15 protein-coding genes, 1 tRNA gene and 2 pseudogenes are annotated in these 19,191 nt (G+C 24.3%); 5 read left to right on the top strand and 13 right to left on the bottom strand.

The window, feature by feature from the left end; translation table 11 throughout:
• Positions 1–120 precede the first annotated feature (120 nt).
• Both metE and UAR70_00145 read right to left on the bottom strand, forming a co-directional pair.
• Entirely contained in the window at positions 121–2,421 is a 2,301-nt protein-coding gene (gene metE / locus UAR70_00150; protein XBC39772.1) for a 5-methyltetrahydropteroyltriglutamate--homocysteine S-methyltransferase, read from the bottom strand.
• 135 nt (positions 2,422–2,556) lie between these two features.
• Positions 2,557–3,363, bottom strand: a complete 807-nt coding sequence (locus UAR70_00145) for a Cof-type HAD-IIB family hydrolase (protein XBC39771.1) — start codon at positions 3,361–3,363, stop codon at positions 2,557–2,559.
• Positions 3,364–3,640: 277 nt separating this feature from the next.
• Here UAR70_00145 and glmU point away from each other — a divergent pair, with 277 nt between their 5' ends.
• Positions 3,641–4,990 carry a bifunctional UDP-N-acetylglucosamine diphosphorylase/glucosamine-1-phosphate N-acetyltransferase GlmU gene (gene glmU, locus UAR70_00140; GenBank protein XBC39770.1) on the top strand — a complete coding sequence of 450 codons (1,350 nt, stop codon included), beginning with the start codon at positions 3,641–3,643 and terminating at the stop codon, positions 4,988–4,990.
• A 36-nt stretch (positions 4,991–5,026) separates the two neighbouring features.
• Positions 5,027–6,862, top strand: a complete 1,836-nt coding sequence (gene glmS, locus UAR70_00135) for a glutamine--fructose-6-phosphate transaminase (isomerizing) (protein XBC39769.1) — start codon at positions 5,027–5,029, stop codon at positions 6,860–6,862.
• Between the two features lie 85 nt (positions 6,863–6,947).
• Here glmS and rpoH read toward each other — a convergent pair whose 3' ends face one another.
• Both rpoH and ftsY read right to left on the bottom strand, forming a co-directional pair.
• Positions 6,948–7,811, bottom strand: coding sequence for an RNA polymerase sigma factor RpoH (gene rpoH, locus UAR70_00130; protein XBC39768.1), 864 nt, complete (start codon positions 7,809–7,811; stop codon positions 6,948–6,950).
• 157 nt (positions 7,812–7,968) lie between these two features.
• Entirely contained in the window at positions 7,969–9,222 is a 1,254-nt protein-coding gene (gene ftsY / locus UAR70_00125; protein ID XBC39767.1) for a signal recognition particle-docking protein FtsY, read from the bottom strand.
• A 104-nt stretch (positions 9,223–9,326) separates the two neighbouring features.
• Here ftsY and rsmD point away from each other — a divergent pair.
• Positions 9,327–9,881 (top strand): annotated as a pseudogene (gene rsmD / locus UAR70_00120) (16S rRNA (guanine(966)-N(2))-methyltransferase RsmD).
• An 8-nt stretch (positions 9,882–9,889) separates the two neighbouring features.
• Here rsmD and hisG read toward each other — a convergent pair.
• Positions 9,890–9,994: pseudogene (hisG, locus tag UAR70_00115) on the bottom strand (ATP phosphoribosyltransferase).
• 308 nt (positions 9,995–10,302) lie between these two features.
• Here hisG and dnaC point away from each other — a divergent pair.
• Positions 10,303–11,028 (top strand): DNA replication protein DnaC, encoded by a 726-nt coding sequence (gene dnaC, locus UAR70_00110; GenBank protein XBC39766.1) that lies wholly within the window; start codon positions 10,303–10,305, stop codon positions 11,026–11,028.
• A 51-nt stretch (positions 11,029–11,079) separates the two neighbouring features.
• Here the strand turns inward: dnaC and UAR70_00105 are convergent, their stop codons facing one another.
• From UAR70_00105 to UAR70_00095, 3 genes are all read right to left on the bottom strand, one after another.
• Positions 11,080–11,649 (bottom strand): elongation factor P, encoded by a 570-nt coding sequence (locus UAR70_00105; protein ID XBC39765.1) that lies wholly within the window; start codon positions 11,647–11,649, stop codon positions 11,080–11,082.
• A gap of 298 nt (positions 11,650–11,947) precedes the next feature.
• Positions 11,948–13,603 carry a chaperonin GroEL gene (gene groL / locus UAR70_00100; protein ID XBC39764.1) on the bottom strand — a complete coding sequence of 552 codons (1,656 nt, stop codon included), beginning with the start codon at positions 13,601–13,603 and terminating at the stop codon, positions 11,948–11,950.
• 46 nt (positions 13,604–13,649) lie between these two features.
• On the bottom strand, positions 13,650–13,943 hold the full coding sequence (locus UAR70_00095) for a co-chaperone GroES (protein XBC39763.1): 294 nt from the start codon (positions 13,941–13,943) through the stop codon (positions 13,650–13,652).
• Between the two features lie 273 nt (positions 13,944–14,216).
• Here UAR70_00095 and UAR70_00090 point away from each other — a divergent pair.
• Positions 14,217–14,289, top strand: a tRNA-Phe gene (locus tag UAR70_00090).
• A gap of 11 nt (positions 14,290–14,300) precedes the next feature.
• Here UAR70_00090 and mutH read toward each other — a convergent pair.
• The 5 genes from mutH to rpmH all read right to left on the bottom strand — a co-directional run bounded on the left by mutH (position 14,301) and on the right by rpmH (position 18,894).
• The gene (mutH, locus tag UAR70_00085; protein ID XBC39762.1) at positions 14,301–14,963 is read right to left on the bottom strand and encodes a DNA mismatch repair endonuclease MutH; all 663 of its coding nucleotides are present in this window, start codon (positions 14,961–14,963) and stop codon (positions 14,301–14,303) included.
• Between the two features lie 48 nt (positions 14,964–15,011).
• Positions 15,012–16,397, bottom strand: a complete 1,386-nt coding sequence (mnmE, locus tag UAR70_00080) for a tRNA uridine-5-carboxymethylaminomethyl(34) synthesis GTPase MnmE (GenBank protein ID XBC39761.1) — start codon at positions 16,395–16,397, stop codon at positions 15,012–15,014.
• A gap of 143 nt (positions 16,398–16,540) precedes the next feature.
• Complete coding sequence (gene yidC, locus UAR70_00075) at positions 16,541–18,154, bottom strand: membrane protein insertase YidC (GenBank protein ID XBC39760.1); 1,614 nt, start codon at positions 18,152–18,154, stop codon at positions 16,541–16,543.
• Positions 18,155–18,381: 227 nt separating this feature from the next.
• The gene (gene rnpA / locus UAR70_00070; GenBank protein XBC39759.1) at positions 18,382–18,726 is read right to left on the bottom strand and encodes a ribonuclease P protein component; all 345 of its coding nucleotides are present in this window, start codon (positions 18,724–18,726) and stop codon (positions 18,382–18,384) included.
• A gap of 24 nt (positions 18,727–18,750) precedes the next feature.
• Positions 18,751–18,894 carry a 50S ribosomal protein L34 gene (gene rpmH / locus UAR70_00065; protein XBC39758.1) on the bottom strand — a complete coding sequence of 48 codons (144 nt, stop codon included), beginning with the start codon at positions 18,892–18,894 and terminating at the stop codon, positions 18,751–18,753.
• Between the last annotated feature and the right edge of the window lie 297 nt (positions 18,895–19,191).

Raw genomic sequence — 19,191 nt, 5'->3', positions numbered from 1 at the left:
TAATTTATTTTCAATATATAAAAATAAAAGATTTATTTATTTAAAAACAAACAAATAAAAAAATTATACAAGAAAAACGATACTTATATATAAAGCATCGTTTTTTATTATTTTTATATATTATATTTTATTTTTAAATTGCGATTTACTATAACAATACCTAAGAATTTTCGCTGCTTCAATCATATTCTTTAAAGAATCACTAGTTTCTTTCCATGTTCTTGTTTTTAAACCACAATCAGGATTGATCCATAGACGCTCAATAGGTATATACTTCATAGCCTGTTTTAATAAAAATAAAATTGAATTAACTTGAGGTATATTAGGAGAATGAATATCATACACACCAGGGCCAATGTCATTTGGATATCTGAATTTTTTAAAAAATTCTAATAATTCCATATCAGAACGTGAAGTTTCAATAGTAATTACATCAACATCCAATAATGAAATCGCATCCATAATATCGTTAAATTCACAATAACACATATGAGTATGAATTTGAGTAGAATTATCAATACCAAAATAACATAATTTAAATGAATTCACTGCCCAAGATAAATATTTATTCCAAAACTGTAATCGAAGTGGTAATCCTTCTCTTAATGCAGGTTCGTCAATTTGAATAATTTTTATACCAGATCTTTCTAGATCTAAAACTTCTTCACGTAAAGCTAATGCTATTTGCTTAGAAATAATTTCATAAGATAAATCTTCTCTACAAAAAGACCATAATAAAATTGTTACCGGTCCAGTTAACATTCCTTTTACAGGTTTTGCAGTTAAAGATTGAGCATATTTAATCCAATAAACACTAATAGGCCTAATTCGGCTAATATCACCAATAATTATTGGAGGCTTTACACATCTTGATCCATAACTTTGAACCCATCCATTATTGGTAAAAGCAAAACCATCTAAATGTTCACCAAAATATTCAACCATATCACTACGTTCAAATTCTCCATGTACTAATACATCAATTCCTAACTCTTCTTGTCTAGAAATAGCATCTTTTATATATTCTAAAATCTTAAATTCATATTGATTTTTAGTTATAATCCTATTTTTAAAATCTCGACGAACTGTTCTAATTGATTTAGTTTGAGGAAATGAACCAATAGTAGTAGTAGGCAAAATAGGTAAATTTAAACATTTTTTTTGTTTTTTTACTCTCGTAGAAAAGACTTCTTTTCTTTCTAAATCATAAGATGAAATTAATTCAACATTTTTTTGAACATTATAATTGTTTACTAAAATAGATTTTTTTCGAGAATAAATACATTGACTCCAATACTTAATTTCTTCTGTAGGAATGTCACTATTACTATTTAATGCATCACATAACAATTTCAATTCATGACATTTTTGTAATGCAAACGATAACCAATTCTTTATTTCTAAACAAATACTTTTTTCAATTTGAACATCAATAGGAACATGTAATAAAGAACAAGAACTTCCAATCCATAAAAAACTATGAATTTTAGAAAATGATTTTAATTTGTTAAACCAAAAAATTAAATCAGATTTCCAAATATTTCTTCCATTTATTATCCCGAAAGATATTAACCATTTTTCAGGAACAATAGAATGCAAAGAATTTAAATCATAATTACCATAAATCAAATCTAAATGTATACCCTGAATAGGTAAATTCAAAATGACAGAAAAATTATGTTGTACATCTCCAAAATATGTAGTTAATAATATTTTACTATATCCATATAAACTATCATACGCATAGAAAAAAGCATTCTTCCATTTTGTTGGCAAATCCAAAGTTAAAATAGGTTCATCAATTTGTACCCAAGGAATTTTTCTATTATGAAATTCTAATAAAATATTCTGATATATAGGAATTATATCTTTTAAACAATCTAATCGATCAAATAATTTTCCTTTTACTTTACCTAACCATAAATAAGTTAATGGACCTAAAATCACTGGTTTAACCATATATCCTAATGATAATGCTTCATCCACTTCATCCAATATTTGTTTCCATAAGAAATAAAATTTAGAATCTAGACTGAATTCAGGAACAATATAATGATAATTAGTATTAAACCACTTAGTCATTTCTGAAGCTGATATAGATGTTCCAGATATTTCTGAACCACGAGCAATACGAAATAAAGTATCTAATGTTACTGAATTATCACTATTTCTATGTCTCTTGGGTATATTTCCTAATGTTAAACTCATACCCAATACATGATCATACCATGCAAAATCACCAACAGATACAAAATTAATTCCTGATTCTACCTGTTGTTGCCAGTGTCTTCTTCTCAACATAGTTCCCACTGATAACAGCTCTTCTACAGAAATTTTTTTAGACCAATATTTTTCCTGAGCTATTTTTAATTCTCTAAATAATCCAATTCTTGGAAAACCTAATATATGATTTTTAATCATTGTGACATAAATCCTACATAAAATAATTTATCATTCAACATCAATAATTACATAATTTAACCTATTCAACAACAAATTAAATTTTTTTATATGTAAAAAAATATATATACAAAATCAATATTAATTAAAAATAATTCACTTATTCAAACTATAAACATCATTTAAATATTCTGCAACAGAATCATGTTTATTACTCCCAATTATTTCTAAATTAGGAAGAGAATTTTTTAAAATATCACATCCGTTATACACAATACAACCCTTTCCAGAAATCTCTAACATTTCCTTATCATTTTCTCCATCACCAAATGAAATACAATCTTTTAACGTCAATCCTAATATGTTTGTTATATATTTTAATGCATATCCTTTAGAAACAAATTTTGACATCACTTCTAAACATACTTGAGAAGAAAAGCTTAAACTTAAAAAATCATTCCAATTATTTAAAATATCCTTTCTAATAAATAATAATTTATCTAAATTTTTACATACAAAAAATATTTTGCTAACATTTTTTTTAGATAAATGTTTTAACTCTAATTTTTTACTTCTAAACGAAGATAAAAAATATGATAAAGGTACTTTATAATTTTCCTTATTGATATACCAATTTTCATGCGTATATAATTGAATAGAAACTTCTTTATCTAAAAAATATTTATTAATTATACCTTGAACTATTTTACTATCTATATCACAGCTATATATTAATTTATTTTTTAAATTATAAATTCTAGCTCCATTTGAAGTAATCAAAAAACATGAAATATTTAAATTATTTTTAATTTTAATAGCTTCTTTATAATGACGACCTGTAGAAATAACAAAATAAATACCTTTATTTACCAATTTACGAATGATTCTTTTAGTATATTCAGTTAAATTAAATTCAGGTGATAATAGTGTTCCATCTAAATCCGATACAACAATATAAAACATAAGTAAATTCTCAAATATAATATACAATACATAAATATTTTTTCAATAATATTTGCTATCATAAACTAAAATTATTTTAAAAATAAATTTAAATTATAAAATATTTTATAAAAAACAATTTGTTAATATTCATAACTAATTCGTCTATTAAAAATATAAAATAATGATAATTTATAAAACATAAATTTTACAAACTACATCATCTTTAATAAAATATACACAAATATAATACAACAGTCCAAAAAAAATAACATAAAAATTTTTAGGAACTAAAATTATGAATCATGACACTATTCTCAATATAATAATTCTAGCAGCTGGACAAGGAACAAGAATGAACTTTAATTATCCAAAACTACTACATTTATTAGGAGGAAAACCAATTCTTCAACACGTAATAGACTTAGCAAACTCTCTTCATCCAAATAATGTTACTGTAATTTACAATGAAAAATATGAACAATTTAATATTATTAAACAAAATAGTAATATTATCTGGATAAAACAAAAAAAAATACTAGGCACTGGTTATGCTATAAAACAAGTTATTAATAATTATAATGATTACGAAAATATACTCATTCTATACGGTGATGTTCCATTAATATCAAAAAAATCTATAAAAAAAATGTTAACTAAAAAAAAACAATCTAGTATTACATTGTTAACTGCAAAACTAAAAATTCCAAACGAATATGGTAGGATAATCAGAAAAAATAAAAAAATTATAAAAATAATAGAATATAAAGATGCAACTAAAAATCAACTTAACATAAAAGAAATAAATTCAGGAGTATTTGTCATCTCTTCAGAAAACTTAAAAAAATGGATAATAAAAATAAATGCTAATAATAACCAAAAAGAATTTTATATAACAGATGTTATAAAATTAGCCAACAAAGAAAATTATATAATTAATTCAGTCCATCCTATAGATAACAATGAAATACAAGGAATAAATAACCTTTTACAATTATACTATGCAGAAAAAACGTATCAAAAAAAACAAGCCAAAAAACTATTACTTTCTGGAGTTAAAATTAATAATATATCTAACTTTAGTTTAAGAGGTACTCTGAAACACGGAACTAATATAGAAATCGATAATGAAGTAATTTTAGAAGGAACAGTTCAAATAGGAAATTCAGTAAAAATTGAATCTGGATGCATTATAAAAAATAGTATTATTGGAGATTATTGTCATATAAAATCTTATACAATTATTGAAAAAACAATCATTTCTAATCATTGTATTGCAGGACCATTTTCTCATCTTCAAAATGGAACTATATTAAAAAATAACACACATATAGGAAATTTTGTAGAAATAAAACAAACAATTATAGGAAATAATTCTAAAGCAAAACATTTTAGTTATATTGGAAACACAACCATGGGAAAAAATGTAAATATAGGAGCAGGAACAATAACTTGTAATTATAATGGAAAAGAAAAATTAAATACTATTATAGGTGATGATGTATTTATAGGATCTAATACACAATTAATTGCACCTATCAACATCGAAAAAAAAACAATTATTGCGGCAGGAACTACAGTACTAAAAAGTGTTAACGAATCAAGTTTAGTTTATAATAAAAAAAAACAAATAAATAAAAAAATTTAAAAATTTTAACTTTAAAATTAAGAGATTAACATTAAAATGTGTGGAATAATTGCTGGAATCTCACAAAAAAATATCATAAATATTCTTATAAAGGGTATGAGAAAATTAGAATATAGAGGATATGATTCTTCTGGATTAGCAATTTTAAACAAAAAAAATAAAATAATACGCTTTAGATCCACAGGACCAGTAAAAAATATAATTTATTTAATAAAAAATAAAAAAAATCTAATAGGAAAAATAGGAATTGCTCACACTAGATGGGCAACACACGGTATTTCTTCAAAAAAAAATGCACATCCACATGTTTCTAAAAATATTTCAATTGTACATAATGGAACAATTGAAAATTATAAAAATATAAAAACTAAACTAAAAAAACTCGGATACATATTTACATCAGATACAGATACAGAAGTAATTGCTCATTTAATTCATTACAAACAAAAAAAATATAAAAAAAATTTATTACACATTATTAAAAAAATTAAACAAATTCTAATAGGTAACTATAGTATAGTAATTATGGATTGTCACAATCCAAATACCTTATTTGCACTTAAATCTGGAAGTCCTTTACTCATTGGATTAGGAAACCAAGAAAACTTTATAGCTTCTGATCAACTATCTTTAATTACTATAACAAGTAACTTTATTAATTTATATGAAGGTGACATTGCAATACTAACTTACAATAAAGTTACTATTTTTGATAAAAATGACTGTTTAACACAAAGAAATACAATAACATCTAATCTTAAACTAAATTCTATAACAAAAGGAAATTTCCAACATTACATGCAAAAAGAAATATATGAACAACCTACTATAATTAAAAACATTATTCAAAATAGAATAACTAAAAACAAAAAAATAATTTTTGAAGAATTAAAAAATGATTTTTATATATTACTACCGAAAATCGAACATATAAACATAATAGCCTGTGGAACATCTTACAATGCTGGAATGATATCAAAATACTGGTTTGAATCATTATCTAAAATATCTTGTGATGTAGAAATAGCTTCTGAATTTTGTTATAGAGAATTTGTGGTAAAAAAAAATAGCTTATTGTTAATTCTATCGCAATCAGGAGAAACAGCAGATTTAATTACAGCATTAAAAATATCAAAACAACACAAATATTTAGGATCTCTAGTAATATGTAATTCTGAAAATTCTTCTTTAGTCAATGAATCTGATTTTTTTATATTAACACATGCTGGTATAGAAATTAGCGTAGCTTCTACAAAATCATTTACTAGTCAACTTACTATTTTACTTATGATAACAGCTAAAATTAGCAGTATAAAAACAAATAATGATAATTTAGAAACAAAAATATCAAATATACTTACTAAACTTCCAGAGAATATTTCAAAAATATTAAAATGCGACCATGTAATTCAAAAAATAGCTACTAAGCTATTTCGAAAAAAAAATATAATTTTTATAGGTAGAGGAAACCATTATCCACTAGCTATGGAAGGAGCATTAAAATTAAAGGAAATTTCATATATTCATGCAGAAGCATATTCAGCTGGAGAATTAAAACACGGACCATTAGCTTTAATTAATTCTTCTACTCCGGTAATTGTTATAGCTCCAAATGATCATTTAATAAATAAAGTTAAAATAAATATTTCAGAAATAAATAGTAGAAAAGGAATATTATATATCTTTTCAGATTATTGTGCTAAATTCGACAATAATTGTGCTAACATTACACGCTTACCGTGTGAAAAAATGCTATTTTCTCCCATTATTTATTCTATTCCATTACAACTGCTAGCATATTATATTGCCGTAATGAAAAGAAAAAACATAGATCAGCCAAAAAATTTAGCAAAATCAGTTACAGTGGAATAAACCACATACAATATAAATTTTATTAAAAATATTAAATTATAAAATAGCTATTATTATAATAGCTTAAACAACTTAATATTTAAAATTAAGTTTCTATAGCTACTCTTAATTTTTTCATTGCATTTTTTTCTAATTGACGAACCCTTTCTGCAGATATACCATAATTATTTGCAATTTCTCGTAAAGTTACCTTATGATTATTTTTATCTAACCATCTAGCATGAATAATGTAACGACTACGTTCATCTAAACTAGATAAAGCGTTAGTCAATTTATCAGTAGCATGCGCTTCCCAATTATCTTCTTCTAATTCGCTTGCAAAATTAGAAAAATCATCTTTTAAATATGAAATAGTATGATGTATAAACTTATTTTCTCCACGATACTCTTCATGAATATTGTTTATTGTTATGTCCTGAGCAGACATACGAGATTCCATTTCTCTCACTTCTTCTTTTTTCACACCTAATTCTCTAGCTACTAATTCTACTTCATAATCATTAAACCAACCCAATCTTTTTTTGGTTTTTCTAAGATTAAAAAACAATTTTCTCTGAGATTTAGTAGTTGCAACCTTAACAATACGCCAATTTCGTAATACATATTCATGTATTTCAGACTTTATCCAATGCACAGCAAATGAAACCAAACGAACTCCCATGTTTGGATTAAATCTTCTTACTGATTTCATCAATCCAATATTTCCTTCTTGAATTAAATCTGCTTGTAATAATCCATATCCTGAATAATTTCTAGAAACATGAATTACAAATCTTAAATGAGATAAAATCAATTTTTTTGCAGAATGTAAATCACCATGATAATATAATTTTTTAGCAAGACATTTTTCTTCGTTAAGAGACAACATAGGCCAAGAATTAGCTACTCTGATATATGAATCTAAGTTACCTATCGATACTACAGGTAAAGTTTTAATTGCTTTAATCATTTAAAAACTCAATATAATGCAAAATTTTATTCATAATAAATTTATTTCTAAATCAATATCATACTTTAAAAAATATAAAATTCCAATCTATATTTATCTATAAATGATTGTACAATTTAAAATAAAATAAAAAACTAATATAAAAAAATCAAAAAAATTATTTTACTATACCATTGTCAAAAATAGCATTAACAAAATTTTCGCTATTAAAAATCTGAATATCATCACTATTTTCACCAAAACTAATATATCTAATAGGTATTGATAATTTCTTTGCGATAGAAAATAGTATTCCTCCTTTTGCAGTTCCATCTAATTTTGTAATAACCAATCCAGTAATATTTAAAACCTCATTAAATATCTCTGCCTGTCTTATTGAATTTTGACCAATACAAGCATCTAATACTAACATAATCTCGTTTGGAAGAGAACAATCTACTTTACGTATGACTGATTTTATCTTATTTAATTCTTTCATTAAATTACATTTATTATGCATTCTACCTGCTGTATCAATCATTAAAATATCAATTTCATTACATTTAGCAGATACTAAAGCATCATAAACTACTGAAGCTGGATCAGATCCAGGCGCTCTGCATATTACTGGAATAGAATTTTTATCTCCAAAAAATTTTAACTGATCAATAGCAGCAGCTCTAAAAGTATCAGCTGCCACTAACATTACAGATTTTCCATTCTTTTTATATTGTTCAGACAGTTTACCTATTATAGAAGTCTTTCCCACTCCATTTATACCTACAACAAAAATAATAAATAATTTTTTATGGTTAAAATTCAATGGCTGTTCTACTTTATATAAAATATTTCTCATAGTATCTTTTAAAATTTGAAAAACTAAATTAGCATCTTTCAACTTTTCCCTAGTTATGTTATTTGATAAAGTATCTATTAATTCCTGTGTAGTTTCTACTCCTAAATCAGACATTAACAATTTCTCTTCAATTTCTTTAAAAAGAGAACTATTTAATTCTTTTTTAAAAAATAAATTTTTTAATTTAACACCAAAACTAACCTTAGTTTTTATTAATTTTTTTGCTAAAATTGAAAAAAAACTATTTTTTTTTAGCAAAACATCAGAATTATTTTTTTCTTTTGGATTTTCTAAAAAATTATTTTGATCAAATAATTCTAAATTCTTGCTCACATTAGATACACTATTTATAATTTTATTTTCTTTTGCATTATGATAAATATTATCATTTTGAGAAACCATAATACATTTAGTATCAGATTCATTATTTTTGACATATACATTTTTTTTCTTATTACATTTACACGAGTGATCAGATATAATCTTATGCTTGTTTTTAATTGCATCGTTATTATCTTTTTTATTTGATTTGTTTTTATGTATATGAAACCAAGAAAAAAATTTATTCTTAAACATTTGATAAATATCCTCATATTAATATAACTAATAATTTTAATAAAAGTAAACATAATTAAGTTTTAAAAACTTAATAAAAACTATAAATAAAATTTAGGTAAAATATGCAATACAAAATAAAAAAAAATAATAAATTCACTAATAAAAAACAAAATTTAATTCGCATAATTGGAGGAAAATACAAAAAATCTCCAATATCCGTGCTGAACATACACGAACTTCGACCAACAAGCAATTATATGCGAGAAACACTTTTTAATTGGATTAGCAAAGAAAAAATAAAAACTTCACATTGTCTAGATTGTTTTTCTGGTAGTGGAGCATTAGGATTAGAAGCTGTTTCACGTCATGCATTATCTTCAACATGTATTGAAATACACAAACAAGCCGTATATTTGTTAAAAAACACACTCACAAAACTAAAAATAGATAACGTAAATGTTGTTCATGCTGATACTATAACATGGTTAAAAAAACCACAAAAATCTTATGACTTAATATTTTTAGATCCTCCTTTTAATACAACATTACTTTCAAAAACAATTATTCTTCTAACAAAACATCATTGGATTAAAAAAAATGCATTAATCTATATAGAACGTGAAAAAACATCAAAAAAATTATATATACCCAATAATTGGATTCTCAAAAAAAAAAAAAAAAAAAAATTTAAATTAATTTTAATACCACAACTCATCAATAAATCTTTCGAATCATCACTTAATCTTCCAGTCCGTTGCATTGCAATTCGCAATCGATTATTATTAATCATATTCAACTTATAATCCTATGAATAAATTATATTTAATATTTTATATATAACCCAAAAATTGTATTATAAAAAAAAAAAAAAAAAAAAAAAATGTTAATTACTTTTTATATTTAAACATTCATAAGTCATAATTATATTAACTTTTATAATATTTTAAAAACTAAACATTCTCAATAAAAAAATAAAAATTTCTACAAATTTAAAAAAATTGAATGCATATTTAACATATATACTAATAATGCTAAATGTTATTACTAATCTATTCCTAATTATAATATTTGTAAATAAAAATATTCTTAAGAGAAAATATGATAAACAACATAAAATTTTTAAAGCGTTTAAAATGTTTAATTCCTAAACATGTAAAACCAAAATTTCGTAATGAAAAAGATCTTTTAATCTGGAATCAAGAACAAGGAAAATTATCATCTCAAGCGATTTTAAAGAAAAATCGAGAAACAAAAATTCAAAAAATTTTAGGTAGATCAGGAATACGAGAATTATATATAAATTGCTCATTTGAAAACTATCGCGTAGAACATGAAGGACATAAAAAAGCAGTAATAGCATCAAAAAAATATGCAGAAGAATTCAATACCAATCTAGCAAGTTTTATATTTTCTGGAAAACCAGGAACCGGAAAAAATCATCTTGCATCAGCAATAGGTAACTATTTAATTTTGAATGGAAAAAGTGTTATAATTATTACAGTAGCAGACTTAATGTCAAACTTAAAAGGAACATTTAGCGGAAATAGCAATATGACTGAAGAAAAACTACTAAACAATCTAAGTAATGTAGATTTATTAATGATTGATGAAATTGGTATGCAAATAGAATCTCGATACGAAAAAGTTATCATTAATCAAATTGTAGATAGAAGATCATCTTCCAAACGTTCTACTGGAATGCTATCTAATTTAGATTATAAAAGTCTAAAATTTTTATTAGGAGAACGAGTTATGGATAGAATGAAAATAGGAAAAAGCCTATGGTTAACATTTAATTGGAATAGTTATAGAACAAAAATATAACACGTAAATACATATAAATAATATTTAAATCTTATATTTTGAAATATTTATTTATTTCATTTTTGAAACGTATTGATTCGTACGAGTATCCACCTTAATAATTTGACCTACTCGGACAAACGTTGGAACTTTTATAGTAATACCTGTTTTTAACAATGCTAATTTATTACTTGAATTAACAGTATTATATTTAAAATTAGAAGTAGTATTAACAACTTCTACTTCAATAAAATTATTAGAATACACGACTGATATTGGAATATTATTCCATAAAGTAATTATATAATCATTTTGGGGTAATAACCAAGAAAGAACATGAACAATAACATTTTTTTCTACAAAAATTTGTTCAAAATTCTTCTTATTTATAAAAACCCAACTTGATCCATCTGTAAAAATATAAGATGCTATAACTTCCAACACATCAGCCGATTTAAAAACATCCATAGATCTACATGTTTTTTCAATTAACTTTTGATTTAATAAATTTTTAAATTTTATACGAAAAAACTCTTGTCCTTTACCAGGTTTAATAAATTCATTAGAAATCACTATATAAGGTTCAAAATTATAAATTACTTTCAAGCCGATTTTTAACTGATTACTATGATACATTCCCATATTAATTTACCTATTTTAGTACAATTTATCATAAAATTATGTTCTATCTTTATACTTAAAGTATAAAAAATTTATAAAAATATTATAAAAAATATCAACTCATATCTAAATAAGTCTAAAATATTTATATAATAATTATATAACTAAAATTTAAAGTTAAGAACAATCAAAAATTTACTTTAAATAAAATAAATAAAAAAATATAAATAATACTCTAATATTTAATAACCACAAACTAAAATATTTCTCTCCAAATTGTTAAGGAGAGAAATATTAAGAAACTATCAAAAAATAAAACCTACATCATTCCACCCATACCACCCATTCCACCAGCAGCTGGTGAACCGTTACCACTACCTAAATCTGATTTTTCTTCCTTAGGTAAATCAGTCACCATACATTCTGTTGTTATCATCAATCCAGCCACAGATGATGCATATTGTAATGCTGAACGAGTAACTTTTGTTGGATCTAGAATTCCAAAACTAATCATATCACCATATTCATCTGTAGCAGCATTATATCCATAATTACCTTTTCCATCTTTAACATTATTTGTAACTACAGATGGTTCTTCACCTGAATTCGAAACAATTTGACGTAAAGGTGCTTCCATAGCACGAAGAGCTACTCTAATTCCCATATTTTGATCTTCATTTTGACCTTCTATATCAGAAATTTTAGCAGCCACTCTCACTAATGCAACACCTCCTCCAGGAACTACTCCTTCTTCTACAGCAGCTCTAGTTGCATGCAAAGCATCTTCAACTCGAGCTTTTTTTTCTTTCATTTCTACTTCTGTAGCTGCACCAACTTTTAGAACAGCAACTCCACCAGATAATTTAGCTAAACGTTCATTTAATTTTTCTTTATCATAGTCTGAAGTTGCTTCTTGAATTTGTTGGCGAATTTGATTAATTCTACTTCTAATACTATGTTTATCTCCAATACCACCAATAATAGTAGTAGTATCTTTATTAATCACTACCCTTTTCGCTTGACCTAGATCTTCTAATGTTGATTTTTCTAATTCCATTGCTAACTCTTCAGATATTACTGTTCCAGAAGTAAGTATAGCAATATCTTGTAACATAGATTTTCTTCGATCACCAAAACCAGGAGCTTTAACTGCAGAAACTTTAACTATACCTCGCATAGAGTTAACTACTAAAGTAGCTAATGCTTCGCCTTCTAAATCTTCAGAAATAATTAACAAAGGTTTGCCAGACTTTGCAACTGCTTCTAAAACAGGTAACAATTCTCTAACATTTGATATCTTTTTATCTGCCATTAAAATATAAGGATTTTCTAATTCAACAATACCTGTCTCTGGCTTATTAATAAAATAAGGAGATAAATAGCCACGATCGAATTGCATTCCTTTTACTACTTCTAATTCATCTTGTAAACCAGTACCTTCTTCAACAGTAATTACCCCATCTTTACCAACTTTTTCCATTGCATCAGCTATTAAGGAACCTACCTTTTCATCTGCATTAGCAGAAATAGTACCTACTTGTGTAATAGCTTTAGAATCAGAACATGGAACAGACATAACTCTTAATTCTTCTACTGCTGAAATAACAGCTTTATCTATACCTCTTTTTAAATCCATAGGATTCATTCCAGCGGCAACGGCCTTTAAACCTTCATTTACAATAGCTTGAGCTAACAAAGTAGCAGTTGTAGTTCCATCCCCTGCAGCATCATTAGCTTTAGAAGCTACTTCCTTTACCATTTGAGCACCCATATTCTCAAATTTATCTTCTAATTCTATTTCTCGTGCAACAGAAACTCCATCTTTAGTAATACTAGGAGCACCAAAAGATTTATCTAAAACTACGTTTCTACCTTTTGGTCCTAAAGTTACTTTTACTGCATCGGCTAATACATTAACACCCCGAAGCATTTTAACACGAGCTTCATTTCCAAATTTTACATCTTTAGCTGCCATTGAATTTTTTCCTTAAACTTAAATATAGTTTATTTAGTAAATAAAATTACTCTTCAACAATTGCTAATATGTCACTTTCAGTTAAAATTAATAATTCTTCATTATCTATTTTTTCTATTTTAGCACCATAACCTTCATTAAAAATTACAGTGTCTCCAACTTTAACATCTAATGATTTTATATTACCATTATCTAAAATACGACCGTTTCCCACAGCAGTTACCGTACCACGAGTAGATTTTCCCGCAGCCGAACCTGTTAATACTATACCACCTGCCGATCTTGATTCTACTTCTTTTCTTTTAACAATAACACGATCATGTAATGGACGAATTTTCATTCTACACATCCCCTAGTGAAACAATCACTTTTACTCTATAAATTGTAATTATTAATTTATCTATCTATTTTAAGATATAGGGATTATTATTAAAACTTTCAAGTCTAAAAAAAAAATTTTTTTAGTATTTTATAACTTTTAAATAAAAATTTTTTATCAATCAAAAAATAAACTCATATATATATTTTATTTTGCATCAATAAAACTATTGATAAATATAAAAAAATATTGACAACATCTAATTATTAATGATTAAATAGAAAATACATTTTTGCCTGGATAGCTCAGTTGGTAGAGCAGAGGACTGAAAATCCTCGTGTCGGTGGTTCAATTCCACCTTCAGGCAAAAAATTTTATTTAAAAATTCTTCAATATTTTTTGTGTAAAAGTTTTTTTTAAATAAAATGCCCTAGGGTTAATCTTCTTTAATTGGCCTCTGTGATCTATATATTTTGAAACATAAAAATTATTTTTGCACTTTTTTTTAACTTGAAGAAATTGCCCATCTCGTGATGATATTTTATTTATTTTCCCAACAGAAATTAAATCCATAAAAAAATTCCAATCTTCTTCTAAAACACTTAATTGAGATTTTTTCATTGTCCAAATAAAAGCTTTTCCAATAACCTTATTAAAAAATGAAGTTTTTAAACTCCCATAAATAGGAATCCATAATATTTTTTTAACTTTATTATAAATATAAGAATTTTTCCACGTATATTCTATTCCATTATCCATCAATGGCGCATTACAAATAAAAGTAGATTCTAAAGGAATATTAAATTTACTTACCGGTATAGATTTTAATTCTATTTCTAAATTTGGAAAATCAATACATTTTTTATTTCTTACTTTACTAGAAACACCTAAAATATATTCCAATAATTTTCCAATAAATCCCTTATTATAAACCAAATTTTTTGAAACAGTCATATCCAACGCAATAAAAATTTCTTTTATAGTATATCTATATATTGCCTTAGCACGCATTAACAAATCTTGTTCACAAAAAATACACATTTTATTGAAAAACTAATTTAATCCAATCCTTATTTTAAAATTAATAACTTATTTTCCTATACAAAATTTAGAAAATATATCGGATAATAATTGATCTGAAGTATTTTTTCCAGTAATTTCACCTAAATAATTCTGACACAAACGTAAATCTTCAGCTAATAACTCAAAATTACACATTTCAATCCAAGTCTTTTTCCCCTCAATCATTTTATCTAATATTAAAAATAATATATTAAGATGACGACGACGAGCTAATATTACACCTTCTGAACTGTCTACCGTATCGTTTAGTTTTTTTGTACTAACATATAAATGTTGACGTAATTCTTCAATACCTAATCCTGTTTTAGATGATACAGATAAAATTTTGTATTTAGAATTTTTAATACTAGAAATTGATTTAAATTCATTTAAATCTAATTTACTAAAAACAATAGTAATATGAGAAATATTAGATACAGAATTAATAAAAGTATTATAACTTTTACATTGATCAAAATCACTTAATGATCCATCAATAACAAATAATATATGTTCAGCCGAATAAATTTCCTTCCAAGCACGCTCAATTCCTATTTTTTCCACAAAATCTTTTGTGGAACGCAAACCGGCAGTATCTATTAAAATAAACAATATACCATTAATAATTATATTTTCATAAATAACATCTCGTGTAGTTCCAGGAACATGAGTGACTATAGCACGATCATTAAAAGATAATGCATTTAATAAACTAGACTTTCCAGAATTTGGATCTCCTGATATGACTACTCTTATTCCTTCCCTTATAACATTACCTTTTACAGCAATATTTTGTATATCTTTAATATTATTAATAATTTTATTTATTTCATAATCAATCTTATTCTTTTCATAATTAAAATTAATATCTTCTTCTGAAAAATTAATTTGAGTTTCTATCTTTGTTCGAAGATTAACAAATTTTTTTACCAAATCATTAATATAAACAGAAAACATACCTTGTAAAGATCTTAATGAAGCTCTAACAGCTTGTTCAGAAGTAGCATTAATTAGATCTGATACAGATTCAGCTTGCACTAAATCAATTTTTCCGTTTAAAAAAGCACGTTCAGAAAATTCACCTGGATTTGCTAAACGAATTCCAGATATAGATAATATAGTAGAAATAATTAAATCAATAATAACTGGATTTCCATGTCCTTGAAGTTCCAAAACATCTTCACCTGTAAATGAATAAGGTTTTGGAAACCACAAAGAAATTCCTTGATCTATAATTTTTCCAAAAATATCGAAAAATGATAAATAACAAGCTTTTCGAACAGGAAGTTTATTTTTTTTTAATACTATTAAAATAACTTTATAAACTAGTTTTCCAGAAATTCTTATAATTCCAACACTGCTTCTTCCTTCAGGAGTAATTCTCGATACAATTGTATCATTAAAAATATTCATATATTAATAATTAACCTTTTATCTAAACTTTGATATAAATAATAAGATATCAGTTTTGTAATAATATTTTCTCTATTATTTATTCATTATCTATAAATAAAAAATCTTTTAACATAAAAAAAATAAGATTATTTATAATTAATTCATTGTTTAAATTTATTTAAGTTTCTAATAATTAATTTCTGCTGAATGATTGTTATTAAATTACTAATTACATAATATAATACTAATCCAGATGGAAACCACAAAAAAAATACTGTAAAAAATATAGGCATATAGTTCATAATATTTTTTTGGAGAGGATCAGATATGTTATTTGGAGTAATACGTTGAATAAAAAACATGGTTAAACCCATTAATACGGGTAAAATATAATATGGATCTTGATCAGAAAGATCTTTAATCCAAAATATAAACGGAGAATGACGCAACTCTACAGAACCAATTAACATATAATATAATGCTAAAAAAATTGGCATTTGTATAATTAAAGGTAAACAACCTCCTAATGGATTAACATTTTTTTTCTTATACAACAAAACTATTTCTTCACTTAATTTTCGCTTATTATTTTTAAATTTCTCTTTAATAAAATTAATTTTAGGTTGCAAATCACGTAATTTAATCATAGTTTTAAACTGAAATTTTGTTAAAGGAAAAGTCAAACCTCTAATAATGAACGTAATTAAAATTATAGAAATACCCCAATTACCAAAAATACTATATAAAAATTTTAAAAGTTTGAATAAAGGTTGAGATAAAAACCATAACCATCCATAATCAACAGTTAAATCTAAATGCGGTGCAATATTAGCCATTACATCTTGAATTTCAGGTCCAACCCACAATTTTGAACTAAGAATAACTTTACTATGTGGAGAAATATTTATTAAATTCGAATAATAACCAATTTCAGCTATATCATTGTTTAAATTATTTGTATATAAAGTGTTAAAATGAGTATTATCAGGAATCCATGCTGTAACAAAATATTTTTGCAACATAGCTATCCATCCACTATGTGTAACAACTATTTTTTCTTGTGGTTTGTTAATAATAGAATCGAATGAACATTTAACATATTTGTTATTATCCGAAGAATATGCTGCTCCCCGAAAAGTCTGTGACGAAAAATTAATTTTATAAGTTGTAGGTGTTTTAGGATAATTTAATGTTTGTTTTAATTTTCCATACATAGATAATTCTAAATTTTTATTCGTGATATTATCGATTTCATACTTTACTATAATATCATACTGACCAGGTTTCAATATGAATATTTTTTTATAAATCACTCCGTTAGAAGAAACAAATGTTAATGGAATTTTAATCTCTTTTTTATTATGAGACAGTTCATAATACTTATTATCAGAAATATACAATGGCCGAATATTATTATCTAATTTTTCCAATCCGTTTTTTCCTACCAATCCACTTTGCACTTGATATAAAAAATCTTTTTTAGTATTTAGCAACACTAACGGTTCAGAAGAATTTAATTTACTTTTAAAATTTAATAATTCAGCTTTTTCTATATCACCTCCATGTAAATTAATTTCAATTTTTAAAACATCAGTTTTTACCAAAATATTTGATTTTGAATTTTTAAAACTATAATTATTAATTAAATTAGAATTGTTAAGAAATGATACTGTTTTATTCACATGCAAATAAATATCTTTTTGTTTCCATGTTTCCCATAATAAAAACGAAATAAAAAAAAATAAAACAACAAAAAAATTTCTCCAGACATACATATTTAATATTCTCTTATATCTTTAATTCATTTAAATATATTATCCAAATCAAAAAATGAAAAGGACAAAATTTCAATATCTGGTTTACTATTAAACATAATTTTTATATCAATTTTAAATAACATAAAAAATTTATTGTATAATATTAATATGTAGAATAAAACGAAAATAGAAAAATAAAATATTAATACAAAATGAATAAAATTTTATTAAAATTAAAAACAAAATTATTGATAATAATAAGACCATAAATTTTCTAATTTTCTTACTAACAACTTAAAATTCATTTTTAAAAAATTAAATTTTGTTATAACTACAAAGTCTGAATTAATCAACCGATATTGAATAGTTCTGAATATTTCTCGAATTACACGTTTTATCTTATTACGTTGATATGAATATTTAATCTGTTTTTTAGAAATACTTATTCCTAAACGCGAATATGACAACGAATTCATTCTTGCTAAAATAATTATTTCACTACACTTTATTACATTAGGATTTTTAAACACATATTTAAAATCATAATTAGTAAGTAATCTACTTTTTTTTTTAAAACAAAAATTTAACACATCTAATATTCCAAAATTTTGTTCTTAATCAGAAGAAACAGTTAATTTTAATCTTAATTTAGAACGTCGTCGAGATAAAATATGACGACCATTCTTTGTTCTCATTCTTGCTCTAAATCCATGAGATCTATTTCTTTTTAATATAGAAGGTTGAAAAGTTCTCTTCATTTTTTTAAATCCTAATAACCTCTAAAAATAAAATATTAATTAATAAACTTAATATGAAATAATTAAAAATAAAATTTTTGATCAAAAGATATATAAATGTTCTAAGTTAAATGATTTTATCCTAACAAAACCAATTTATAAAATAAATATCGATTTCATGATTTATAAATAACTCATTAAAAAATTTGAATAAAAAATTTTTAAATAAGTTAATCCTATTCATCATTTAACATCAAAAATATTATTTATAATGTAAACAAAAACGTCAAATCAAAAAATAACTATTTATTGAAAGAT

It is taken from the genome of Buchnera aphidicola (Chaetogeoica yunlongensis) (assembly GCA_039829965.1).
Lineage (GTDB): Bacteria > Pseudomonadota > Gammaproteobacteria > Enterobacterales > Enterobacteriaceae > Buchnera_B > Buchnera_B aphidicola_BA.
Note: the sequence above shows the minus strand (reverse complement) of the source record. Positions and strands in the feature narration are given on the sequence as shown.